This is a genomic window from Bradyrhizobium sp. AUGA SZCCT0158 (genome assembly GCF_018130065.1).
Taxonomy (GTDB): Bacteria; Pseudomonadota; Alphaproteobacteria; order Rhizobiales; family Xanthobacteraceae; genus Bradyrhizobium.
This window is the reverse complement of record NZ_JAFCME010000010.1, coordinates 178476-201461: the sequence shown is the minus strand read 5'-3', so window position 1 is coordinate 201461 and position 22986 is coordinate 178476. Positions and strand designations below refer to the sequence as shown.

At 62.1% G+C, this 22986-nt stretch carries 30 protein-coding genes; 29 read left to right on the top strand and 1 reads right to left on the bottom strand.

Annotation, left to right across the window (positions count from 1 at the left end; genetic code table 11):
- The first annotated feature begins 80 nt into the window (after positions 1-80).
- The 3 genes from JQ574_RS17040 to JQ574_RS17030 all read left to right on the top strand — a co-directional run bounded on the left by JQ574_RS17040 (position 81) and on the right by JQ574_RS17030 (position 5730).
- Positions 81-1175, top strand: coding sequence for a LuxR family transcriptional regulator (locus tag JQ574_RS17040; RefSeq protein WP_212211795.1), 1095 nt, complete (start codon positions 81-83; stop codon positions 1173-1175).
- Between the two features lie 306 nt (positions 1176-1481).
- Complete coding sequence (locus JQ574_RS17035; RefSeq protein WP_212211793.1) at positions 1482-3536, top strand: FAD-dependent oxidoreductase; 2055 nt, start codon at positions 1482-1484, stop codon at positions 3534-3536.
- A gap of 139 nt (positions 3537-3675) precedes the next feature.
- The gene (locus tag JQ574_RS17030) at positions 3676-5730 is read left to right on the top strand and encodes an ABC transporter ATP-binding protein (protein ID WP_212211791.1); all 2055 of its coding nucleotides are present in this window, start codon (positions 3676-3678) and stop codon (positions 5728-5730) included.
- On the opposite strand, the gene JQ574_RS17025 is transcribed toward JQ574_RS17030, so the two are convergent.
- Complete coding sequence (locus JQ574_RS17025) at positions 5670-6896, bottom strand: NAD(P)/FAD-dependent oxidoreductase (protein WP_212211785.1); 1227 nt, start codon at positions 6894-6896, stop codon at positions 5670-5672. The two genes, JQ574_RS17030 and JQ574_RS17025, sit on opposite strands and share 61 nt — an antisense overlap.
- A gap of 699 nt (positions 6897-7595) precedes the next feature.
- On the opposite strand from JQ574_RS17025, the gene rpsL reads away from it, so the two are divergent.
- The 26 genes from rpsL (at position 7596) to secY (ending at position 22957) form a co-directional block, all read left to right on the top strand.
- Positions 7596-7967 (top strand): 30S ribosomal protein S12, encoded by a 372-nt coding sequence (gene rpsL / locus JQ574_RS17020; RefSeq protein WP_057849132.1) that lies wholly within the window; start codon positions 7596-7598, stop codon positions 7965-7967.
- Between the two features lie 15 nt (positions 7968-7982).
- Complete coding sequence (gene rpsG / locus JQ574_RS17015) at positions 7983-8453, top strand: 30S ribosomal protein S7 (RefSeq protein ID WP_192733871.1); 471 nt, start codon at positions 7983-7985, stop codon at positions 8451-8453.
- 30 nt (positions 8454-8483) lie between these two features.
- Positions 8484-10556 carry an elongation factor G gene (fusA, locus tag JQ574_RS17010; RefSeq protein ID WP_212211784.1) on the top strand — a complete coding sequence of 691 codons (2073 nt, stop codon included), beginning with the start codon at positions 8484-8486 and terminating at the stop codon, positions 10554-10556.
- Positions 10557-10595: 39 nt separating this feature from the next.
- Positions 10596-11786, top strand: coding sequence for an elongation factor Tu (tuf, locus tag JQ574_RS17005; RefSeq protein WP_192733869.1), 1191 nt, complete (start codon positions 10596-10598; stop codon positions 11784-11786).
- A gap of 89 nt (positions 11787-11875) precedes the next feature.
- Positions 11876-12184, top strand: coding sequence for a 30S ribosomal protein S10 (rpsJ, locus tag JQ574_RS17000; protein ID WP_002712302.1), 309 nt, complete (start codon positions 11876-11878; stop codon positions 12182-12184).
- A 52-nt stretch (positions 12185-12236) separates the two neighbouring features.
- The gene (rplC, locus tag JQ574_RS16995) at positions 12237-12959 is read left to right on the top strand and encodes a 50S ribosomal protein L3 (RefSeq protein WP_192733868.1); all 723 of its coding nucleotides are present in this window, start codon (positions 12237-12239) and stop codon (positions 12957-12959) included.
- A 1-nt stretch (position 12960) separates the two neighbouring features.
- Positions 12961-13581 (top strand): 50S ribosomal protein L4, encoded by a 621-nt coding sequence (gene rplD / locus JQ574_RS16990; RefSeq protein ID WP_192733867.1) that lies wholly within the window; start codon positions 12961-12963, stop codon positions 13579-13581.
- Complete coding sequence (locus JQ574_RS16985) at positions 13578-13877, top strand: 50S ribosomal protein L23 (protein ID WP_192733866.1); 300 nt, start codon at positions 13578-13580, stop codon at positions 13875-13877. The genes rplD and JQ574_RS16985 overlap by 4 nt, the downstream gene beginning before the upstream one ends.
- Positions 13878-13889: 12 nt before the next feature.
- Positions 13890-14723, top strand: a complete 834-nt coding sequence (rplB, locus tag JQ574_RS16980; RefSeq protein WP_211998086.1) for a 50S ribosomal protein L2 — start codon at positions 13890-13892, stop codon at positions 14721-14723.
- Between the two features lie 12 nt (positions 14724-14735).
- Complete coding sequence (rpsS, locus tag JQ574_RS16975; RefSeq protein WP_027536815.1) at positions 14736-15014, top strand: 30S ribosomal protein S19; 279 nt, start codon at positions 14736-14738, stop codon at positions 15012-15014.
- Between the two features lie 10 nt (positions 15015-15024).
- Complete coding sequence (rplV, locus tag JQ574_RS16970; RefSeq protein ID WP_192733864.1) at positions 15025-15411, top strand: 50S ribosomal protein L22; 387 nt, start codon at positions 15025-15027, stop codon at positions 15409-15411.
- Between the two features lie 17 nt (positions 15412-15428).
- The gene (gene rpsC, locus JQ574_RS16965; protein ID WP_192733863.1) at positions 15429-16127 is read left to right on the top strand and encodes a 30S ribosomal protein S3; all 699 of its coding nucleotides are present in this window, start codon (positions 15429-15431) and stop codon (positions 16125-16127) included.
- A 30-nt stretch (positions 16128-16157) separates the two neighbouring features.
- Positions 16158-16571 (top strand): 50S ribosomal protein L16, encoded by a 414-nt coding sequence (gene rplP / locus JQ574_RS16960; RefSeq protein ID WP_025588649.1) that lies wholly within the window; start codon positions 16158-16160, stop codon positions 16569-16571.
- Positions 16572-16576: 5 nt separating this feature from the next.
- On the top strand, positions 16577-16783 hold the full coding sequence (gene rpmC / locus JQ574_RS16955) for a 50S ribosomal protein L29 (protein WP_192733862.1): 207 nt from the start codon (positions 16577-16579) through the stop codon (positions 16781-16783).
- A gap of 10 nt (positions 16784-16793) precedes the next feature.
- Complete coding sequence (gene rpsQ, locus JQ574_RS16950; protein ID WP_192733861.1) at positions 16794-17042, top strand: 30S ribosomal protein S17; 249 nt, start codon at positions 16794-16796, stop codon at positions 17040-17042.
- Positions 17043-17122: 80 nt separating this feature from the next.
- Positions 17123-17491, top strand: coding sequence for a 50S ribosomal protein L14 (gene rplN / locus JQ574_RS16945; RefSeq protein WP_011473865.1), 369 nt, complete (start codon positions 17123-17125; stop codon positions 17489-17491).
- Positions 17491-17805 carry a 50S ribosomal protein L24 gene (gene rplX, locus JQ574_RS16940; protein WP_192733860.1) on the top strand — a complete coding sequence of 105 codons (315 nt, stop codon included), beginning with the start codon at positions 17491-17493 and terminating at the stop codon, positions 17803-17805. Before rplN ends, rplX begins: the two co-directional genes overlap by 1 nt.
- Entirely contained in the window at positions 17798-18355 is a 558-nt protein-coding gene (rplE, locus tag JQ574_RS16935; protein ID WP_192733859.1) for a 50S ribosomal protein L5, read from the top strand. The genes rplX and rplE overlap by 8 nt, the downstream gene beginning before the upstream one ends.
- 44 nt (positions 18356-18399) lie before the next feature.
- Positions 18400-18705 (top strand): 30S ribosomal protein S14, encoded by a 306-nt coding sequence (gene rpsN / locus JQ574_RS16930; protein ID WP_074276047.1) that lies wholly within the window; start codon positions 18400-18402, stop codon positions 18703-18705.
- Between the two features lie 13 nt (positions 18706-18718).
- Positions 18719-19117, top strand: coding sequence for a 30S ribosomal protein S8 (gene rpsH, locus JQ574_RS16925; RefSeq protein WP_211998087.1), 399 nt, complete (start codon positions 18719-18721; stop codon positions 19115-19117).
- A 14-nt stretch (positions 19118-19131) separates the two neighbouring features.
- The gene (gene rplF, locus JQ574_RS16920; RefSeq protein WP_192733856.1) at positions 19132-19665 is read left to right on the top strand and encodes a 50S ribosomal protein L6; all 534 of its coding nucleotides are present in this window, start codon (positions 19132-19134) and stop codon (positions 19663-19665) included.
- An 11-nt stretch (positions 19666-19676) separates the two neighbouring features.
- Positions 19677-20036, top strand: coding sequence for a 50S ribosomal protein L18 (gene rplR / locus JQ574_RS16915; protein WP_212035204.1), 360 nt, complete (start codon positions 19677-19679; stop codon positions 20034-20036).
- 62 nt (positions 20037-20098) lie between these two features.
- On the top strand, positions 20099-20674 hold the full coding sequence (gene rpsE / locus JQ574_RS16910; protein WP_028349043.1) for a 30S ribosomal protein S5: 576 nt from the start codon (positions 20099-20101) through the stop codon (positions 20672-20674).
- A 41-nt stretch (positions 20675-20715) separates the two neighbouring features.
- Positions 20716-20907 carry a 50S ribosomal protein L30 gene (gene rpmD, locus JQ574_RS16905; RefSeq protein WP_192733854.1) on the top strand — a complete coding sequence of 64 codons (192 nt, stop codon included), beginning with the start codon at positions 20716-20718 and terminating at the stop codon, positions 20905-20907.
- A gap of 83 nt (positions 20908-20990) precedes the next feature.
- Positions 20991-21479 (top strand): 50S ribosomal protein L15, encoded by a 489-nt coding sequence (gene rplO, locus JQ574_RS16900; protein ID WP_212211783.1) that lies wholly within the window; start codon positions 20991-20993, stop codon positions 21477-21479.
- A 146-nt stretch (positions 21480-21625) separates the two neighbouring features.
- Positions 21626-22957 carry a preprotein translocase subunit SecY gene (secY, locus tag JQ574_RS16895; RefSeq protein ID WP_212211781.1) on the top strand — a complete coding sequence of 444 codons (1332 nt, stop codon included), beginning with the start codon at positions 21626-21628 and terminating at the stop codon, positions 22955-22957.
- Positions 22958-22986: the final 29 nt, after the last annotated feature.

The window sequence follows — 22986 nt, the reverse complement described above, 5'->3', positions numbered from 1 at the left end:
GTCCTGGTGCTTCACCCGCAAAGCGGGGGCGTGCTATCAAGACGTGAATCGTATCCGGGCAACCATTTTCACGGTTTTCCATGAGCGAAATGGATCATTCCGAGCAATTGATCGACCGCATTTACGAGGCGGGGCTCATTCCTTCGCTTTGGCCGGCCGTGCTTGGCGAGCTCGGAGCGGCGACCAGCGGTAGCGGTGGGTTTATGTTCGCCGTGCGGGACGGATACGTCAGCGCGGTCAACTCAGTCGAATATGATGCGACCATGCCGCTGTTCTTGAACGACGGATGGAGCGAGCGCGATCCGAATCTGCCGCGCGCCATCGCGCTGAATCATGCAGGCTTCCTCACCGACGGCGATCTGCTCTCGGACGAGGAAATTGCAACCAACGACGTCTACTGCAATTTTTATCGCAAATACGGCCTCGGCTACCGGGCCGGCACGATCATCCCGATACCGAGCGGCGATTCGGTCGCAATCGTCGTGCCGCGGCACCAGGATCTTGGTCCGGTGCCGCGCGAGATCGTCACCTTCCTGGATGGACTGCGGCCGCATCTAGCGCGGGCATCGCTTACGGCAAACCGCCTTGGCTTCGAGCGCGCACGCGCCCAGGCGGACGCGTTGCAGGCGCTGGGCCTGCCCGGCGCGGTGCTTCGTGCGCGCGGCCAGGTGTTCGCGGCCAACGGCCTGTTCGAAGCCTTGATGCCTTCGCTGTTTGAAGACCGTGCCGAGCGCGTGACAATGACGGACATAACGGCGGATGCGCTGCTGGCCGAAGCGCTCGCCGCGCGGCCTCTTGGGGATCGCCGGATCATCAAGTCCATACCGGTTGCCGCGACGGCAAATTATCTGCCGATGGTCTTGCACGTCATTCCCGTCCGTGGGGCCGCGCGCGACATCTTCACACAAGCGACCGTGCTGCTTGTGGTGACGCCGGTCGATCGCGCCGCGGTGCCGACCGCCGAAGTCCTGCAGGGCCTGTTCGACCTGACGCCGGCGGAAGCGCGTGTGGCGCGCGGCATCAGCGAAGCCCGCACGGTCGAGGTACTCGCAGGGACGCTTGGTGTCAGCCGCGAAACGGTCCGCACCCAGCTCAAGTCGGTGCTCACGAAAACAGGCCTTTCGCGGCAGCAGGAACTGATCAGTCTGCTCGCCGGCAAGGCGTTCCCGAAATAACAGAACGTCCGCGGGAGTCCGAAGGCATACTCCACGTCTGCGGGAATAAGGCCGGCGGTTCCGCTTGCGAGCTACGTGGCTGTGAATCCACACATGGCGACGCCCGATCAACCGCCGGCGCCGAAACCCGTAAGAGTACGGATTCGGATGAAAAAGCGCGGTTATGGCGGGCTCCCTGGCGCTTTCCGGCATTGCTGCGATGCGCGGACTTGCTTTGTTCATCTTCCCTTCAGGGTGAAAAGCGCTTTTGCTAAGGAGACTTAAACCGGCCGCACCTGGGGGCCGTCGGGAACTTGCGGAAAACACATGCTCGATCTTGCAATCGTAGGCGGCGGCCCCGGGGGGCTGATGAGCGCCTGGTATCTGAAAAAGAAGCTCGGCGATCTCTGCCGCATCACGATCTACGAGGCATCCGACCGGGTCGGCGGCAAGATCGTCACGCGCAAATTCGATTCGGCGCCGGCGATGTATGAGGCCGGCGTTGCCGAGATCTATGACTACTCGATGACCGGACCCGATCCGCTGCGCGAGCTGATCCAGCATTTCGGCCTGCAGACCATTCCGATGGACGCCGAGCAGGTGCAGTTCGACGGCGAACTCCTCAACGACGTGCCGGGCATGCGCCGCAAATACGGTGCGAAGACCGCAGCCGCGATCGAGGGCTTCCGCAAGCGCTGCAGCGATATGGTGTCGCCGATCGAATATTACGAAGGCGTCGGTGCCCATGACAACGAGCATCCGTGGGCCTACATGACCGCCGAGGAGCTGCTCGAAAAGTTCGTCGACGACGATACCGCCAAGCGCTTCTTCAAGGTGATGGCCCGCTCCGACATCGCGACCGAGCCGCACAACACCAACGGGCTGAACGCGCTGAAGAACTTCGTGATGGATGTCGACGGCTATATCGGGCTGTATTCGATCCAGAACGGCAACGAACAACTGGTCGATTGCCTGCGCAGCGAAGTCACGGCCGATATCCAGCTCAATCACCGGGTGCTCCAGGTCGGCAAGACGTCCTCCGGCCGCTATCAGCTCAACATGATGAACGGCAAGGGACCGGAGACGCGGGACTTCGATCTCGTGGTGATGTGCCTGCCGCATTCCTGGCTTGGCACGATGCGCTGGAACGGCGAAGAGCTGCGCAAGTCGATGGTCAAGCACGTCGCCTATTTCGACCGGCCCGCGCATTATCTGCGGGTCTCGATCCTGTTCGACGAACCGTTCTGGGGCGAGAAGATCCCCGGCGCCTGGTTCATGTCGGAGGCATTCGGCGGCTGCTGCGTTTACAACGAGGGCGCGCGCCATGACGTCGGCAAGCACGGCGTCCTGAACTGGCTGATCGCGGGTTCCGACGCGCTGGCGTTTGCCAATCTCAGCGACCAGGAACTGATCGACGCCGCGTTGAAGTCGCTGCCGGCGGCGCTCGGCAACGCCCGTGACTATTTCAAGGAAGGCAAGATCCATCGCTGGCTGTCGTCGGTGAACGCGTTGCCGGGCGGCTTGCCGGTACGCGACGTCATGACCAACCACCGGCCCGAGCCGAAGGAACATCCGGGGATCGTCGTGGTCGGCGACTATCTGTTCGACTCCACGCTGAACGGACTGCTCGACTCCTCCGACGCCGCCACCGACATCATCGTCTCCGAGATGATGCGGCTGCGCCGCGCACGCGCGCAGGCGGGCGGGGCGCTCTCCGACAAGATCGACCGCGATTATTTCCAGAATTATCGCGGGCTTGGCCCCTACAGCGAGGTCTGGCGCGAGTTTACCGACCCGGCCTATCTGACGGACCTGATCAAGATCGTCTGGAACCGGGCGAGGGGCTACAAGCTCCTGATCGCCGGGTCCGCCAGCGGCGAATTGGTTGGCGCGCTGCGCGAGCGCGGCATCGACGCCTGGGGCATCGAAAACAACCGGGCCATCCATGCCCGGACGCCGAAGGCGCTGAAGAAATTCAACAAGCTCGGCTCGATCGTCGATTTGCCGTTCAAGGACGGCGAATTCGATTTCGTGTTCGAGACCAGCCTGTGCCACGTCGCGGAGAAGCAGGTGCCGCGTGCCGTGCGCGAGCTGAACCGGGTGATCAAGACCGGACTGCTGTTCGGCTCCGTCACGTCGGACACGCCGCCGGCGCTGATCGACCGCTACGACCTGCTGCGCGGGGTGAAGAAGCTCGGCACCTGGTGGGAATGGTCGGAGTTGTTCTTCGGCAACGGATTCGACCTCTCAATGCATCGCCGTGACGTCACCGATGCATTGTGGGCGGCGACGCTTGCCGCCAACAAGGGGCCGGGGCAGTGGTACGCCGACTCCGACAGCCTGCGCTATTCGTTCTTCGACAAGGTGGAGTCCGAAGACTGATCGGCAGCTGCCGGTATTCGGGTTGTTTGGCAATTGTTTTGCCGAATTCATCCTGATCGCATAGGATCGGCGCGGTAGCGTCCACCGCTATCGCGTTTCGATTTGCGGTCATGCCGGCCGTGCAGCATCGGTTGGTTTCATGGCGCCAAAGCCTCCTTCTTCGGATGATCAGAATCCCGCGCCAGCGGATGATCCTGAGCTTGAGAAGAGGCTCGCGCTCGAGGCTGTCGCCACTGGCAAGCCCGCCGGCGTGCCCGCCGCCGATGACGGCATAAAAGACAAAAAAGCCAAGAAGGACGAGGACGAGGACGAGGACGACGACGAGCTGGAGCTCGACGAAGATGATGACGAGGACCTCGTCGTCTTCACCGCGAAGGAAGCTGCCGGCGCGATGGCGACGGTCTATGGCTTCGTCCGGCCGTATCTGGGCAGTTACAGGAAGCCATTGGCGATCGTCACCTTCGGCGTGCTGGTCGAGACGCTGTTCAACGTCATCATGCCGCTCAGCCTGAAGTTCCTGATCGACGACGCGCTCGGCGAAGAGGATTTCCAGGCCCTGTACAAGATCCTCGGCGTGCTCGCGGTCGCCGGCATCATCACCTCGATCGTCGCGATCTGGTATGAGCGCTGGGATGCGCGGCTGGCGGCCGGCATCATTTCCGATGTCCGGACCCGGTTGTTCGAGCATGTCCAGAGCTTGCCGGCGGGCTATTTCGCCCGCACCAAGCGTGGCGAAATTCTCTCGCGCTTCTCGATCGACCTCTCGGCGTTCGAGGGGGCGGTCAAGACCTTTGCCAACAGCGCGGCGCTGCCGTTCCTGGAACTGATCGCCGGCATCATCCTGATGCTGTTCCTGAACTGGCAGCTCGCGGCCGTCGCGCTTCTGGTGTTTCCGATCACGCTGATCGGCCCGCGGATTCTGACGCCAAAGGCGGTGCAGGCCAATTACGAGCAGAAGCTGAATGAATCGGCGCTGCTCGGCACGGTGCAGGAAAACGTCGCGGCCCAGGCGGTGGTGAAAGCGTTCAGCCTGCAGCGCCGCGCGTTCGGCTGGTTCTCCTTGCGCAACCAGGATGTGCGCATCAAGACCGCGTCCGCGGTGTTCCTGTCGACCATGGTGGAACGCACCGTCACGATCTCGGTGCTGTTGCTGCATCTCGTGGTGCTCGCGATCGGCGCCTATCTCGCCACCAAGGGCCAGATCACCATCGGCACCTTCGTGACCTTCGAGAGCGCGTTCTGGGAGGTGTCCTACAACATCGCCCATCTGATGCATTTCATTCCGGTGTCGATCCAGGCGGCCGCGTCGGTGCGGCATATGGAGGAACTGCTGGACGAGCCGACCCGCGGGGCCGACCGCCCCGGCGCGCCCGATCTGCCGCGCATCACCAACGACATCACCTTCGATCGCGTGACCTTCCAATACGAGGGCAGCGAGACGCCGGTGCTCGACAATCTCAGCCTCAAGCTCAACGCCGGCAAGCGCATCGCCATCGTCGGACCCAGCGGCTCCGGCAAGAGCACGCTGCTCAACCTGGTCCTGCGGCTCTACCAACCCGACGAGGGGCGCCTGACCATCGACGGCGTCGACGTCCGCCGGGTCACCCTGGAATCGCTGCGCGGGAGCATGGCGATCGTGTTCCAGGAGAACATGCTGTTCAACATGTCGATCCGCGAAAACATCCGGCTCGGCAAGGAAGGCGCGAGCGACGAAGAGGTCGAGGAGGCCGCCAGGAAGGCCGAGATTCACCAGTACATCATGAGCCTGCCGCAGAAATACGACACGCCGGTCGGCGAACGCGGCGACACGCTGTCGGGCGGCCAGCGCCAGCGCATCGCGATCGCGCGCGCCGTCATCCGCAATCCGTCCGTCCTGCTGCTCGATGAGGCGACGTCCGCGCTCGACCAGACCACGGAAGCTGCGATCAATCGCACGCTGCTGAAGGTCGCGGAGGGACGCACCATGATCTGGTCGACGCACCGCCTGACCTCGGTGGTCGAGATGGACGAGATTATCGTGATTTCAAACGGCAAGGCGATCGAACGCGGCTCGCACGCGGAACTGCTTGCCCGCAATGGCGCCTATCGCAAGCTCTGGGACGACCAGGGCCACAGGCCGCACAATGCGGCCGGTCAGGCCGACGACGACAATGAAGACGACGATGATGACGAGGACGAGGACGACGAGGAGTGAGCGTGGGTTTTTGATTCCGCGCTGATGGCCTTGCGTAGCCGTCGCAAATTGCCTTTGCCAAACCACGCCAGGAACCGCGCCAGGCGTTGTGCGCGCCAGTAGATGCCGCGGTCCAGCGTGACCTTGCGGAAGCTGAAGGCCTTCGCCATCGACCAGGCGTCGCAGGCCTGCTTGACCGGATCTTCGTAGTACGACGCTATCTTGGCCTCGCTCATGCCCTCGGTCGCCAGCCAGGCGGGAATATGGACGTTGCATAGCTGGGTGACGTCAGTGAGTACCTTGTCGGCGCCGGTGCCCGTGACGGGGCAGGTGGTCGCGAAGGCGTCGCCGACCAGGACGATGCCGGGCTGCCGATAGCCTGTGCTGACGTAAAGATCTGCCGGCCTGATCTTGACGTCGCCTGACACGGTATACTCGCCGGTGATGCGGCGCAGCCGCGGCAGCGCGGCATTCATGGTCTCGACCGGCTTGTGCCGCATCTCGCGCAGCCAGGGATCGTCGGCCTCGCGATAGGCGAACAGATTGGCCCGCATCTTCGTGCCGACCGGAAACAGCGTCAGATAGGGGATACGGCCGCTCGGACGTTCCGAGAAATACGTCAGCGCGGGAAATGCGAAAGCGGCGCGACCGGCGGGCGCAAGGTCGAACCCGATCGAGATCGAGTGGCACGCGCTGATGATCTGGCGTTCGATGCCGAGATTGCGGCGCAGCCCGATGTTCAACCCGTTGGCCAGCACCACCAGCCGCGCCGAGATCGATTCGCCGTTCGAGAGCGTGAGCTTCTGGCGATGGTCGCTGGTCGAGACATCCGTGACCTTGGCGTGGACCAGTTCGGCCGGTTTGGGGATTTCGGCCCGAATCGCCATGATCAGCGCGTCATACATGATGCCGAACTGCTGGCTGGGCCGCTTGTCGAGCAGATAGCCGGCCCGCGCGATCCAGTTTTCGCCGTCATGGGTGGTCGAACGCAGCAGCGAATCGGCGAATCCCGTCTTGTGCAAAAGGTCGACCTGGGTGCCGCCGCTCAGCTTTTCGACGCGAAAATCGAACGGAAAATTTTCATGCGGGTCGATCAGGAGCGTCGGAATCCCGGCGCGTCCGAGCATCGCGGCCGCGGTCGAGCCGGCGAGGCCGCCCCCGATAATTGCAACGTCGGTATACCGCATAGGAATTTCCGGCCTTGAAGGGCCAGTTTTGTGCCGGGAAAGGCAAATAAAGGCTTAGCTTGGCAATCCGCTTTGGACGGGAACCCGGGAATTATGCTTCTGAATATATTTACCCGGGTAAAATAACCGAGAATCGCCGGCACCGTTCGATTCGAGGAAGCGGGGAGTGCCGCCAATTTCGGTGCGCACCGATTCACGCGAAGCTCTGAATCTGCCGGTGCCATAGGCGTTTCCTGCGTTGTCGTTTCGCTTGACTTAGCTACCCACGGCTTATAGAAGACCCCCACTTCACGACAGGCGGTGAGCGTCGCCAGCGTCGGAACGGAACACCCTTCAAATCCTTATGGACCCAAATCCTTCTGGACTGAGACGGGCACCAACCTCGACGAATGCCGCTCAAACGCTGTCGATCATATAGCTAGGCAATGCCAGTGCGATTTTAGTTCTCTTGAGCACGTTCTCTTGAGAGTGAACTCGGATGCATGACCTCGGTAGCAGGCCGAACAGCGAACGCTGATCGGTCTTCAGTCGCGGTCCTCTGTGGCGTCGAAGCGCTTTCCGCTCAGCAATGAGTGGTTGGCGCGATTTCGTTTTGCGTGGGTGTTTTCCCGTGCAGGGCGGCCGAACGGGGCGGCTAGTCCCGAGAAGAATTTGCGAAGCCATCTCCGGTTTCGCGCGAACTAAAGGGTGAAGGCTGACATGCCGACGATCAACCAGCTGATCGCAAAACCGCGTACCGTGCAGAAGTCGCGCAAGAAAGTGCCGGCGCTGCAGCAGTCGCCGCAGAAGCGCGGCGTTTGCACGCGCGTCTATACCACGACCCCGAAGAAGCCGAACTCGGCGCTTCGTAAGGTTGCCAAGGTGCGCCTGACCAACGGCTTCGAAGTGATCGGCTACATTCCCGGTGAAGGCCATAACCTTCAGGAGCACTCGGTGGTCATGATCCGCGGCGGTCGCGTCAAGGATTTGCCCGGCGTGCGCTACCACATTCTCCGCGGCGTCCTCGATACCCAGGGCGTCAAGAACCGTAAGCAGCGTCGTTCGAAGTACGGCGCGAAGCGTCCGAAGTAAGCGGGAACAGCCAAGATGTCTCGTCGCCATTCAGCTGAAAAGCGTGAAGTGAACCCGGATCCGAAGTTCGGGAACATCATCATTACGAAGTTCATGAATTCAATCATGTACGACGGCAAGAAGTCTGCCGCCGAGAGCATCGTCTACGGCGCGCTCGCCATGATCGAGGCCAAGACCAAGCAGGGTCCGCTGCCGGTGTTCGAGCAGGCGCTGGAAAACGTCATGCCGACCATCGAAGTGCGTTCGCGCCGCGTCGGCGGCGCCACCTACCAGGTGCCGGTTGAAGTGCGTTCCGTCCGCCGTCAGGCGCTGGGCATTCGCTGGATCATCACCGCGGCGCGCGATCGCAACGAGAAGACGATGACGGAGCGGCTCTCCGCCGAGCTGCTCGACGCGTCGAATAACCGGGGTAACGCCGTCAAGAAGCGTGAAGACGTGCACCGGATGGCTGAAGCCAACCGCGCCTTCTCGCACTATCGCTGGTAACGGCGAAACACGGATTTTAAGGAACAACCCATGCCCCGCGTTCATGCCATAGAGAACTACCGCAACTTCGGTATCATGGCGCATATCGATGCCGGCAAGACCACGACCACCGAGCGCATCCTTTATTATACCGGCAAGAGCCACAAGATCGGCGAAGTGCACGAAGGTGCCGCGACGATGGACTGGATGGAGCAGGAGCAGGAGCGCGGCATTACGATTACATCGGCTGCGACCACCGCGTTCTGGGAAGGCAAGCGCCTCAACATCATCGACACCCCCGGCCACGTCGACTTCACCATTGAAGTCGAACGTTCGCTGCGCGTGCTCGACGGCGCGGTATGCGTGCTCGACTCCAACCAGGGCGTCGAACCCCAGACCGAAACCGTCTGGCGTCAGGGCGACAAGTACCGCGTTCCGCGCATCGTCTTCGCCAACAAGATGGATAAGACCGGCGCCGACTTCTACAAATGCATGCAGGATATTGTCGATCGCCTCGGCGCCAAGCCGATTGCGATCCAGCTTCCGATCGGCTCCGAAAACAACTTCAAGGGCCTGGTCGATCTCGTCCGCATGAAGGGCGTGGTCTGGGAAGAAGAGAAGCTCGACGCCAAGTTCGTCGACATCGATATTCCCGAAGACATGGTCGAGAAGGCCAATGAATATCGCGAGAAGCTGCTGGAAGCCGCCGTCGAACTCGACGACGACGTTCTTGCTGCTTACCTCGACGGCAAGGAGCCCGATGTCGCGACCTTGAAGCGCATGATCCGCAAGGCCGTGCTGACCGGCGCGTTCTTCCCGGTGCTGTGCGGCTCGGCGTTCAAGAACAAGGGCGTGCAGCCGCTGCTCGACGCGGTCGTGGACTATCTGCCGTCACCGGTCGACGTGCCCGCGATCAAGGGCATCGATGACGACGGCAACGAAGTCACCCGCAAGGCCGACGACAAGGAGCCGCTGGCTCTGCTCGCATTCAAGATCATGGACGATCCGTTCGTCGGCACCATCACCTTCTGCCGCATCTATTCGGGTGTGCTGATGAGCGGTACCGGCGTGGTCAACTCGACCCGCGAGAAGAAAGAACGTATCGGCCGCATGCTTTTGATGCATGCGAACAACCGCGAAGACATCAAGGAAGCTTATGCCGGCGACATCGTCGCGCTGGCCGGCCTGAAGGAAGCGCGCACCGGTGACACGCTGTGCGATCCCGACAAGCAGGTGATCCTGGAAAAGATGGAATTCCCGGAGCCGGTGATCGAAATCGCGATCGAGCCGAAGTCGAAAGCCGACCAGGAAAAGCTCGGCGTCGCACTGGCGAAGCTCGCTGCGGAAGATCCGTCGTTCCGGGTGTCGACCGACCAGGAGTCCGGCCAGACCATCCTCAAGGGCATGGGCGAGCTCCACCTCGACATCAAGGTCGACATCCTGCGCCGTACCTACAAAGTCGATGCGAACATTGGCGCGCCGCAGGTGGCGTTCCGTGAGCGCGTCACCAAAAAGGCCGAGGTCAAGTACACGCACAAGAAGCAGACCGGCGGTACCGGTCAGTTCGCCGAAGTGTCGATCGTGGTCGAGCCGAACGAGCCCGGCAAGGGCTACGAATTCGAGTCCAAGGTTGTTGGTGGTTCGGTGCCGAAGGAATACATCCCCGGCGTCGAAAAGGGCCTCAACAGCGTCATGGGTTCCGGCGTCGTCGCCGGCTTCCCGGTGGTGGACGTCAAGGTGACGCTGGTCGACGGCAAGTATCACGACGTCGACTCGTCGGCGCTGGCCTTCGAAATTGCATCGCGCGCGGCGTTCCGCGAAGCGCTGCAGAAGGGCAAGTCCGTCCTGCTCGAGCCGATCATGAAGGTCGAAGTGGTGACCCCGGAAGACTACACCGGTTCGGTCATCGGCGATCTGAATTCGCGGCGCGGCCAGATCCAGGGTCAAGACATGCGCGGCAACGCCAACGTCATCAACGCGATGGTGCCGCTCATGAACATGTTCGGGTACGTGAATAACCTGCGCTCGATGAGCCAGGGACGCGCGACCTTTACCATGCAATTCGATCACTACGCGGAAGCACCCGCGAACGTGTCGGCAGAAGTCCAGAAGAAGTTTGCCTGATTGTCGTTGGCGGCAGTCAACGATTAAACGGAGAGTCAAATGGCCAAAGCAAAATTTGAACGTAACAAACCGCACTGCAATATCGGAACCATCGGTCACGTCGACCATGGCAAGACTTCGCTGACCGCAGCGATCACCAAGGTTTTGGCTGAAACCGGCGGTGCGACGTTCACGGCGTACGATCAGATCGACAAGGCGCCCGAAGAAAAGGCGCGCGGCATCACGATCTCGACCGCTCACGTCGAATACGAAACCGCCAACCGGCACTACGCCCACGTCGACTGCCCGGGCCACGCCGACTACGTCAAGAACATGATCACCGGTGCGGCGCAGATGGACGGCGCGATCCTGGTGGTGTCGGCCGCCGACGGCCCGATGCCGCAGACCCGCGAGCACATCCTGCTCGCCCGTCAGGTCGGCGTTCCCGCGCTCGTCGTGTTCCTGAACAAGTGCGACATGGTCGACGATCCGGAACTGCTCGAACTGGTCGAGATGGAAGTCCGCGAACTGCTTTCGAAGTACGAATTCCCGGGCGACACCATCCCGATCATCAAGGGTTCGGCTCTCGCCGCCCTCGAAGACAAGGACAAGAAGCTCGGCCACGATGCGGTTCTCGAGCTGATGAAGGCCGTCGACGAAAGCATCCCGCAGCCGGCGCGTCCGATCGACCAGCCGTTCCTGATGCCGGTCGAAGACGTGTTCTCGATCTCGGGCCGCGGCACTGTGGTGACCGGCCGTGTCGAACGCGGCATCGTCAAGGTCGGCGAGGAAATCGAAATCGTCGGTCTGCGCGATACCCAGAAGACCATCGTCACCGGCGTCGAAATGTTCCGCAAGCTGCTCGATCAGGGCCAGGCCGGCGACAACATCGGTGCGCTGCTGCGCGGTACCAAGCGCGAGGAAGTCGAGCGTGGCCAGGTGCTGTGCAAGCCGGGTTCGGTCAAGCCGCACACCAAGTTCAAGGCTGAGGCTTACATCCTGACCAAGGAAGAGGGCGGTCGTCACACCCCGTTCTTCACCAACTACCGGCCGCAGTTCTACTTCCGCACCACCGACGTGACCGGCGTCGTGCATCTGCCCGAAGGCACCGAAATGGTGATGCCGGGCGACAACATCGCGATGGAAGTGCATCTGATCGTGCCGATCGCGATGGAAGAGAAGCTCCGCTTCGCGATCCGCGAAGGTGGCCGCACCGTCGGCTCGGGTGTCGTCTCCGCCATCATTGAGTAAGCGAACAGGAATTGGCGAGTGGCGGATGAAATCATCCGCTACTCGCTAGCCACCATTCGCAGATACGACGACAAAGAAAGACAGCGGCAATGAACGGCCAAAATATTCGCATCCGTCTCAAGGCGTTCGACCATCGAATTCTCGATACGTCGACCCGCGAGATCGTGAACACGGCGAAACGCACCGGTGCTCAGGTTCGCGGACCCATTCCGCTGCCCACCCGCATCGAGAAGTTCACCGTCAACCGTTCACCGCACGTCGACAAGAAGAGCCGCGAGCAGTTCGAGATGCGCACCCACAAGCGCCTGCTCGACATTGTCGACCCGACTCCGCAGACCGTCGATGCTTTGATGAAGCTCGACCTGGCCGCCGGTGTCGACGTCGAGATCAAGCTCTAGATTTTTTTAGATCGTCCGAAGTTAGCGGACAGAAAGAACAGGAAGCACGCCGATGCGCTCCGGAGTGATCGCACAAAAGGTCGGGATGACGCGGGTCTTTACGGAGACCGGTGAACATATCCCTGTGACCGTGCTGAAGCTGGGCAATTGCCAGGTTCTGGGCCACCGCACGACCGAAAAGAACGGTTACGTTGCGCTGCAGCTCGGTTCCGGTACCCGCAAGACCGTCTATCTGCCCAAGGCAGAGCGCGGCCAGTTTGCGGTGTCCAAGGTCGAGCCCAAGCGGAAGGTCACCGAGTTCCGCGTGTCTGAGGACGCGCTGATCCCGGTTGGCGCCGAAATTCAGGCGGACCATTTCGTGGTTGGCCAGTTTGTCGACGTCACCGGCACCTCGGTCGGTAAGGGGTTTGCCGGCGGCATGAAGCGCTGGAACTTCGGCGGTCTTCGCGCCACCCACGGTGTGTCGGTTTCGCATCGTTCGATCGGTTCGACCGGCGGACGTCAGGATCCCGGCAAGACCTTCAAGAACAAGAAGATGCCCGGTCACATGGGCGTCGATCGCATCACCACGCTCAACCTGCGCGTTGTGCAGACCGACGTCGAGCGCGGCCTGATCCTCGTCGAGGGTGCCGTTCCCGGCTCCAAGGGCGGATGGATCTCGGTGCGTGATGCGGTGAAGAAGCCGTTGCCGAAGGAAGCTCCGAAGCCCGGCAAGTTCAGGGTTGTCGGCGGCGCCGAGCAGGCTGCTGCACCGGCCGAGCAGGAGGGCGCGTGAGATGGAACTGAAAGTCACGACCCTTGAGGGCAAGGAAGCCGGTTCGGTCCAGCTGTCCGATGAGATCTTCGGCCTGGAGCCGCGCAAGGACATCATCCAGCGCTGCGTCAACTGGCAGCTCGCCAAGCGCCAGGCCGGCACGCACAAGACGCAGGGTCGCGCCGATGTCTGGCGCACCGGCAAGAAGATGTACAAGCAGAAGGGCACCGGCGGTGCTCGTCACGGTTCGGCCCGCGTTCCGCAGTTCCGCGGTGGTGGCCGTGCGTTCGGTCCGGTGGTGCGCTCGCACGCCTTCGCCTTGCCGAAGAAGGTGCGCGCACTGGCACTTCGCCATGCGCTCTCCGCCAAGGCAAAGGACGGCGGGCTGATCGTGATCGAATCGGCGACGCTCGAGGCCGCCAAGACCAAGGCTCTGGTCGGGCATTTCTCGGGTCTCGGCCTGACCAATGCGCTGATCATCGACGGCGCCGAGGTCAACACCGGTTTCGCGACCGCGGCCCGCAACATTCCGAACATCGACGTGCTGCCGATCCAGGGCATCAACGTCTATGACATTCTGCGCCGTCACAAGCTGGTGCTGACCAAGTCGGCGGTGGATGCGTTGGAGGCGCGCTTCAAATGAAGAATATCGATCCGCGCCATTACGACGTGATCGTTGCCCCGGTGGTGACCGAAAAGGCGACGGTAGCGTCCGAGCACAACAAGGTTGTGTTCAAGGTTGCCTCCAAGGCGACCAAGCCGCAAATCAAGGAAGCCGTCGAAAAGCTGTTCGACGTCAAGGTGAAGAGCGTGAACACGCTGGTCCGCAAGGGCAAGACCAAGGTGTTCCGCGGTAATTTCGGTTCGCAGTCGGATGTGAAGCGGGCGATCGTGACCCTCGAAGAGGGCCACCGCATCGACGTCACCACCGGACTATAAGGCGTTACGACGATGGCATTGAAAACATACAATCCGACGACGCCGGGCCAGCGCCAGCTGGTGATGGTCGACCGTTCGGCGCTGTACAAGGGCAAGCCGGTCAAGGCGTTGACCGAGGGCAAGCAGAGCAATGGCGGCCGCAACAACACCGGCCGTATCACGGTTCGCTTTCGTGGCGGTGGCCACAAGAAGGCCTACCGGATGGTCGATTTCAAGCGTGACAAGGTCGACGTTTCAGCGACCGTCGAGCGCCTGGAATATGATCCGAACCGCACCGCGTTCATCGCGCTGATCAAGTATGCGGACGGCGAGCAGGCCTACATCCTGGCGCCGCAGCGGCTGGCGGCGGGCGACACCGTCGTTGCCGGCAACTATGTCGACGTGAAGCCCGGCAATGTCATGCCGCTCGGCAACATGCCGGTCGGCACGATCGTGCACAATATCGAGATGAAGATCGGCAAGGGCGGCCAGATCGCACGTTCCGCCGGCACCTATGCGCAGATCGTCGGCCGCGATCAGGACTACGTCATTCTGCGCCTGAACTCGGGCGAGCAGCGCCTGGTGCACGGCCGTTGCCGCGGCACCATCGGCGCGGTGTCGAACCCCGATCACATGAACATCTCGATCGGCAAGGCCGGCCGTACCCGCTGGCTCGGCTGGCGTCCGCATAACCGCGGCGTCGTCATGAACCCGATCGACCATCCGCACGGCGGCGGCGAAGGCCGCACCTCGGGCGGCCGCCACCCGGTGACCCCGTGGGGCAAGCCGACCAAGGGCAAGAAGACCCGTTCGAATAAGTCGACCAACAGATTCATCCTCCTAAGCCGCCACAAGCGGAAGAAGTAAGGAACGCCGGACATGGTTCGTTCAGTCTGGAAAGGCCCGTTCGTCGAAGGCTCTCTGCTCAAGAAAGCAGATGCCGCGCGCGCGTCCGGCCGTCACGACGTCATCAAGATCTGGAGCCGCCGCTCGACCATTCTGCCGCAGTTCGTCGGCCTGGTCTTCGGTGTCTACAACGGCCAGAAGCATGTGCCGGTATCGGTCAACGAGGAAATGGTGGGTCACAAGTTCGGCGAATTCTCGCCGACCCGTACCTTCCATGGCCATTCTGGCGACAAGAAAGCCAAGAAGGCTTGAGGAATAAGCGATGAGCAAACCAAAGCGCGAAAGAGTGCTCGCGGATAACGAGGCCAAGGCTGTGGCCCGGATGCTGCGCGTGAGCCCGCAGAAGCTTAATCTTGTCGCGCAGCTGATCCGCGGCCGGAAGGCGTCTGCGGCACTGGCCGACCTGCAGTTCTCGCGCAAGCGGATCGCGGTCGACGTCAAGAAGTGCCTGGAATCGGCGATCGCGAACGCCGAAAACAACCACGACCTCGAGGTCGACGACCTGGTCGTCGCCGAGGCCCATGTCGGCAACGGCATCGTGATGAAGCGCTTTTCGCCGCGCGGCCGTGGCCGTTCGGGTCGTATCTACAAACCGTTCTCGCACCTGACCATCGTGGTTCGTCAGGTCGAGGCCGAGGCTGGCGCTTAAGGGCGCGGGAGAAGACGATGGGTCAAAAAATCAATCCAATCGGACTGCGTCTCGGCATCAACCGTACGTGGGATTCCCGTTGGTTCGCCGGCAAGAACGAATACGGCAAGCTGCTGCATGAGGACGTGCGGATCCGCGAGATCCTGCACAAGGAACTCAAGCAGGCAGCCGTCGCCCGCATCGTGATCGAGCGTCCGCACAAGAAGTGCCGCGTGACGATCCATTCGGCGCGTCCGGGCGTCGTGATCGGCAAGAAGGGCGCCGACATCGACAAGCTGCGCAAGCGGGTTGCCGACATCACGGCTTCCGACGTCGTCATCAACATCGTCGAAATCCGCAAGCCTGAACTCGACGCCACCCTGGTCGCCGAATCGATCGCCCAGCAGCTCGAGCGCCGCGTCGCATTCCGCCGCGCCATGAAGCGCGCGGTGCAGTCGGCGATGCGTCTTGGCGCCGAAGGCATTCGTATCAACTGCTCGGGCCGTCTCGGCGGCGCCGAAATCGCGCGTATGGAATGGTATCGCGAAGGCCGCGTTCCCTTGCACACGCTGCGCGCCGACGTCGATTACGGCGTGGCGACCGCGTTCACGACATTCGGTACCTGCGGCGTCAAGGTCTGGATCTTCAAAGGCGAGATCCTCGAGCACGATCCGATGGCCCAGGACAAGAAGATGGCCGAAGGCGACAATACCCGTCCGCGTCGCGACGCTGCTTGAGACATTAGAGAAGGTTTGAGGGCGTAAGCCATGATGCAACCAAAGAAAACGAAGTTCCGGAAGGCGCATAAGGGCCGTATCCACGGCGTTGCGACTTCGGGCGCGACGTTGTCGTTCGGACAGTTCGGCCTGAAGGCGATGGCGCCCGAGCGCATCACCGCCCGTCAGATCGAAGCCGCACGCCGCGCGCTGACCCGTCACATGAAGCGCGCCGGCCGCGTCTGGATCCGCGTGTTTCCGGACTTGCCGGTGTCGAAGAAGCCCGCCGAAGTCCGCATGGGCTCGGGCAAGGGTACGCCGGAATTGTGGGTGGCCCGGGTCAAGCCCGGCCGCGTGATTTTCGAGATCGACGGCGTCACGGTGCAGACCGCAAAGGAAGCGCTCTCGCTCGCCGCTGCCAAGCTGCCGATCAAGACGCGCTTCGTCGCGCGCATTGCGGAGTAACCGTCATGGCCGAGATGAAAACCGCCGACATTCGCGCGATGAGCGACGATCAGAGGGAGGACGCCGTCCTCAACCTGAAGAAAGAGCGTTTCAACCTGCGTTTCCAGCGCGCCACCGGGCAGCTGGAGAACACCACGCGGCTGCGTGAAGCCCGCCGCGATATCGCCCGCATCAAGACCATCGCCGCGCAAGCGCGCGCGAAGAAGAAGTAAGAGGCCGGATATGCCGAAACGAACCCTTCAGGGCGTGGTCGTGAGCGACAAGCAAGCCAAGACGATCGTGGTGCGCGTCGATCGCCGCTTCACCCACCCGATCTACAAGAAGACGATCCGCCGCTCCAAGAACTACCACGCGCACGACGAGAACAACGAGTTCAAGCCGGGCGACATGGTGTGGATCGAGGAGAGCAAGCCGATCTCGAAGTTGAAGCGCTGGACGGTTGTCCGGGGCGAACAGAAGAAAACGGCCTGAAGCAGGTCGGGCCTGGCCCGACCGGTTTTGGGAAATTTTAAGCGCGTTTCAGCGCATCAGAAAGAGGACGAGGTGCATCAATGATTCAGATGCAGACCAACCTCGACGTGGCCGATAATTCAGGCGCACGCCGTGTCATGTGCATCAAGGTGCTTGGGGGCTCCAAGCGCCGCTATGCCACCGTGGGCGATGTTATCGTTGTGTCGATCAAGGAAGCGATTCCGCGCGGCAAGGTGAAGAAGGGCGACGTGATGAAGGCTGTCGTGGTGCGGGTCCGCAAGGACATCCGCCGCGCCGACGGCTCGGTCATCCGCTTCGACCGCAACGCCGCCGTGCTGATCAACAATCAGTCGGAGCCGGTCGGCACCCGTATCTTCGGGCCCGTGCCGCGCGAGCTGCGCGCCAAGAACCACATGAAGATCATTTCACTTGCGCCGGAGGTGCTGTGATGGCTGCCAAGATCCGCAAGGGTGACAAGGTCATCGTGCTGAACGGCCGCGACAAGGGCCGTACCGGCGAAGTATTCGAGGTCCGTCCCGACGAGAACAAGGCTCTCGTGCGCGGCGTCAACTTGGTGAAGCGTCACCAGAAGCAGACCCAGTCCCAGGAAGGCGGCATCATCTCCAAGGAGGCGCCGATCCACCTGTCCAACATCGCGTATGTCGGCAAGGACGGCAAACCGACCCGCGTGGGCTTCAAGATTCAGGCTGATGGCAAGAAGGTACGCATTGCCAAGAGCTCGGGAGCAGAGATCGATGGCTGAAACCGCTTATGTGCCGCGCCTGCGCGTGGAGTATGACAAGAGCATCCGCAGCAAGCTGACTGAACAGTTCGGCTATGCCAACGTCATGCAGGTGCCGCGTCTCGACAAGGTCGTCCTCAACATGGGCGTCGGCGATGCCGTCAACGACCGCAAAAAGGCCGAGACCGCAGCTGGCGACCTGTCGCTGATCGCCGGCCAGAAGGCGATCGTGACCTATTCGCGCGTCGCGATCGCGACCTTCAAGCTGCGTGAAAACCAGCCGATCGGCTGCAAGGTCACGCTGCGCAAGGCCAAGATGTACGAGTTCATCGACCGCCTGGTGAACGTGGCGCTGCCGCGCGTGCGCGACTTCCGCGGCCTCAATCCGAAGAGCTTCGACGGCCGCGGCAATTATTCGCTCGGCCTCAAGGAGCACATCATTTTCCCCGAAATCGACTTCGACAAGGTTTCGGAAGCCCGCGGCATGGACATCACGGTTTGCACCACGGCGCAGACCGACGACGAGGCGCGTGCCTTGTTGACCGCTTTCAATTTCCCGTTCCGGCAGTGAGACGCAGTTAAAGCCTCTCAAACGCGGAAACCCAGGAGCCAAGCATGGCAAAGAAGAGTTCAATCGAGAAGAACAACCGGCGCAAGCGGATGACCAAGAACGCCGCCCCCCAGCGCGCGAAGCTGAAGGCGATCATCGCCGACAAGACCAAGCCGATGGAAGAGCGCTTCGCGGCGACGCTGAAGCTTGCCGAGATGCCGCGCAACTCGTCGGCGACGCGCATCCGCAACCGCTGCGAACTGACCGGCCGTCCGCGTTCCATCTATCGCAAGAACAAGCTCAGCCGCATCGCGCTGCGTGAACTCGGCTCCAAGGGCCTGGTTCCCGGGCTCGTGAAGTCGAGCTGGTAAGGAGGGTCGTCAGATGTCAACGCACGATCCGATCAGCGATCTCATCACCCGCATCCGCAACGCGCAGATGCGCTCGAAGTCCAAGGTTTCGACCCCGGGCTCGAAGATGCGCGCCAACGTTCTCGAAGTGCTGAAATCCGAGGGTTACATCCGCGGCTATGCCAGCGTCGAACATGCTTCCGGCCGCAGCGAGCTCGAGATCGAGCTGAAATATTTCGACGGCGAGCCGGTCATTCGCGAAATCGAGCGGGTGTCGAAGCCCGGCCGTCGGGTTTACGCTTCGGTGAAGAACCTGCCGCGCGTGAACAACGGTCTCGGTATTTCGGTCTTGTCGACGCCGAAGGGAATCATGGCTGACCACGACGCGCGTGACGCGAATGTGGGCGGCGAAGTTCTCTTCACGGTGTTCTGAGGAAGGATTCTAGCATGTCACGTGTTGGCAAACGGCCCGTGCCGATCCCGTCCGGTGTGACGGCGACCGTCGAAGGGCAGACCGTCAAGATGAAGGGGCCGAAGGGCCAGCTTCAGTTCGTCGTGCATGACGACGTCGAGGTGAAGTTCGAGGACGGCGCGGTCAAGGTCGCGCCGAAGCTCGAAACCAACCGGGCGCAGGCCATGTACGGCACCGCGCGCGCCCAGGTCGCAAACCTGGTCGAGGGCGTCACCAAGGGTTTCGAGAAGAAGCTCGAGATCACCGGCGTCGGCTACCGCGCCGCGCTGCAGGGCAAGAACCTGCAGCTCGCGCTCGGCTACAGCCATGACGTCGTCTACGCGATCCCGGATGGCATCACCATCGCGGTGCCGAAGCCGACCGAGATCACGATCACGGGCAATGATTCCCAGCGTGTCGGTCAGGTTGCGGCCGAGATCCGCGCCTATCGTCCGCCGGAGCCCTACAAGGGCAAGGGCGTGAAGTACGCCAACGAATTCATCTTCCGCAAGGAAGGCAAGAAGAAGTAACGGAGCCGGCCATGTCACTGAAAGTTACGAATGCCCGGCGCAAGCAGCGTGTGAGGAATTCACTGCGCCGCTCCGCCAATGGACGTCCGCGTCTGTCGGTGTTCCGCTCGTCGAAGCACATCTACGCCCAGGTCATCGACGACCTGAAGGGCGAGACGCTGGCTTCCGCCTCGTCGCTGGAAAAGACCATGCGCGAGAGCGGCAACACGGGCGCCAACATCGATGCGGCCAAGGCCGTCGGCAAGCTGCTGGCGGAACGCGCCGTGCAGAAGGGCGTCAAGGAAGTGGTGTTCGATCGCGGTCAGTATCTGTATCACGGGCGCGTCAAGGCGCTTGCGGATGCGGCCCGCGAAAGCGGATTGAGCTTCTAACAACCGATTTTGAACCAAGATGAAGGACAGGGGCGTTAGGCTCCCTGAGATTGGAAAACACCATGGCAGGTGAACGCGAACGCGGCGGACGCGAACGGAGCAGGGATCGCGAAGAGCGCGACAGCGAGTTCGTCGACAAGCTGGTCCACATCAATCGCGTGGCGAAGGTCGTCAAGGGCGGCAAGCGCTTCGGCTTTGCGGCGCTGGTCGTGATCGGCGACCAGAAGGGTCGGGTCGGTTTCGGTCACGGCAAGGCGCGCGAAGTTCCCGAGGCGATCCGCAAGGCGACGGAATCGGCGAAGCGTAACCTGACGCGCGTTGCTCTGCGCGAAGGCCGCACGCTGCATCACGATATCGCCGGCCGTCACGGTGCGGGCCGCGTTTATCTGCGCGCAGCCCCCGCCGGTACCGGCATCATCGCGGGCGGTCCGATGCGCGCGGTGTTCGAAACGCTCGGCATCCAGGACGTGGTGGCGAAGTCGATCGGCTCGTCGAACCCCTACAACATGGTTCGCGCAACCTTCGACGCGCTGAAGCATCAGGATTCGCCGCGTTCGGTGGCGGCGCGCCGCAACATCAAGGTGTCCACGCTGCAGTCGCGCCGCGTCGGTGGCGATGCCGAAGTGGTGGCTGAATAAACAATCAGGCGCAGTTTCCCGCGCCGTTCGGAGTCAAGACGATGGCCAAGGCCGCAAAGATGATCAAGGTCGAGCAGACTGGCAGCGCAATCCGCCGCCACCACTCGCAGCGTGCGACGCTGATCGGCCTCAAGCTCAACAAGATCGGCCGGGTTTCCGAGCTGCAGGATACGCCTGAAGTTCGCGGCATGATCAGCAAGGTTCAACATCTCGTCCGCGTCGTCGGCGAGTAAGCAAGACAGGGAGGAGCATGATCCCGAAAAGTGGGGACCGGTTTTCGGTCAAGATCATGCTCCATAGATAAGGGAATTTCGCGATGAAGCTCAGCGATATCGCCGACAACGCCGGCTCGCGCAAGAAGCGCATGCGCGTCGGCCGTGGCATCGGTTCAGGCAAGGGCAAGACTGCGGGCCGCGGCGGCAAGGGCCAGACCGCGCGTTCGGGCGTGCGCATCAAGGGCTTCGAGGGCGGCCAGATGCCGCTGCATCGGCGCCTGCCGAAGCGCGGCTTCAACAACATCTTCAAGCTCGATTTCGCCGAGATCAATCTCGACCGCCTGCAGGACGCGATCGATGCCAAGCTGGTCGATGCCAATGAGACCGTCACCGCCGAATCGCTGGTGAAGGCCGGCGTGCTGCGCCGCGCCAAGGACGGCCTGCGGCTGCTCGGCCGCGGCGAAATCAAGGCCAAGCTCGCCATCGAGGTGCATGGCGCCTCGAAATCGGCGATCGCGGCGGTCGAAAAGGCCGGCGGCACGGTGAAGGTTCTGGCTCCGGCCAAGAAGGAAGAAGGCGAGGCGGCGTAACATCTGCGTCATTGCCCGCCGCGGCGCGGGCAATGCGCCGATTGAACGATGGACTTATCGAAGCCGAGCACCAAATAATGTCCGGCGTCTGCCGATGGCCCCGCTCGGGGCTTGAGGCGTGAGGGACGGCGGGAGAAAGCCTAGACATGGTCTCAGCAGCAGAACAACTTGCGGCAAACCTCAATTTCTCTGCGCTCGGCAAAGCCGACGAACTGAAGAAGCGCATCTGGTTCACACTGGGTGCGCTGCTTGTTTATCGGCTCGGCACCTATATCCCGCTGCCCGGCATCGATCCCGCGGCCTGGGAGCAGGTGTTCAAGTCGCAGGCCGGCGGCATCCTCGGCATGTTCAACATGTTCGCCGGCGGCGGTATCAACCGCATGGCGATCTTCGCCCTGAACATCATGCCGTATATCTCGGCGTCCATCATCATCCAGCTTCTGACTACGGTTTCGCCGCAGCTCGAGGCGCTGAAGAAGGAAGGCGAGGCCGGCCGCAAGACGCTGAACCAGTATACCCGCTATCTCACGGTGATCCTCGCCGCGTTCCAGTCCTACGGCATCGCCGTCGGCCTGCAGGGCGCCGGTAACGTCGTCAGTGAGCCCGGGCCGTTCTTCCTCATCTCCACCGCGATCACGCTGACCGGCGGCACCATGTTCCTGATGTGGCTCGGCGAGCAGATCACCTCGCGCGGCATCGGCAACGGTATTTCGCTGATCATCCTGGCCGGCATCGTCGCCGAGTTGCCCTCGGCGCTCGCCAACATGCTCGAACTCGGCCGTCAGGGGGCGCTGTCGACCGCCCTGATCCTGATCGTGATCGTGATGGCGGTCGTCGTGATCGCCTTCATCGTGTTCATGGAACGCGCGCAGCGGCGGCTCCTGATCCAGTATCCGAAGCGCCAGGTCGGCAACAAGATGTTCGAGGGCCAGTCCTCGCATCTGCCGCTCAAGCTCAACACCTCGGGCGTGATCCCGCCGATCTTCGCCTCGTCGCTGCTGTTGCTGCCGACGACGGTGGCCAACTTCAACGCCGGCTCGGGTCCGGAATGGTTCCAGTGGCTCAACACCCAGCTCAGCCACGGCCGTCCGCTGTTCCTGTTCTGCTATCTCGGGCTAATCGTGTTCTTCGCGTTCTTCTATACCGCGATCGTGTTCAACCCGACCGAGACCGCGGACAATCTGAAGAAGCATGGCGGCTTCATCCCCGGCATCCGTCCGGGCGAGCGCACCGCCGAATATATCGACTACGTGTTGTCGCGCGTGACGGTGCTCGGCGCGATCTATCTCGCCATCGTCTGCCTGATTCCCGAAGTTCTGATCTCCTACGCCGCGGTGCCGTTCTACTTTGGCGGAACCTCGCTTCTGATCGTCGTCAGCGTGACGATGGATACGGTGGCGCAGGTGCAGGGCTATCTGCTCGCCCATCAGTATGAAGGGCTGATCCGCAAGTCCAAGCTCAAGGGCCGCCGTCGATGAAATCTGAGCTGCCGCGCCGGATCGCGATC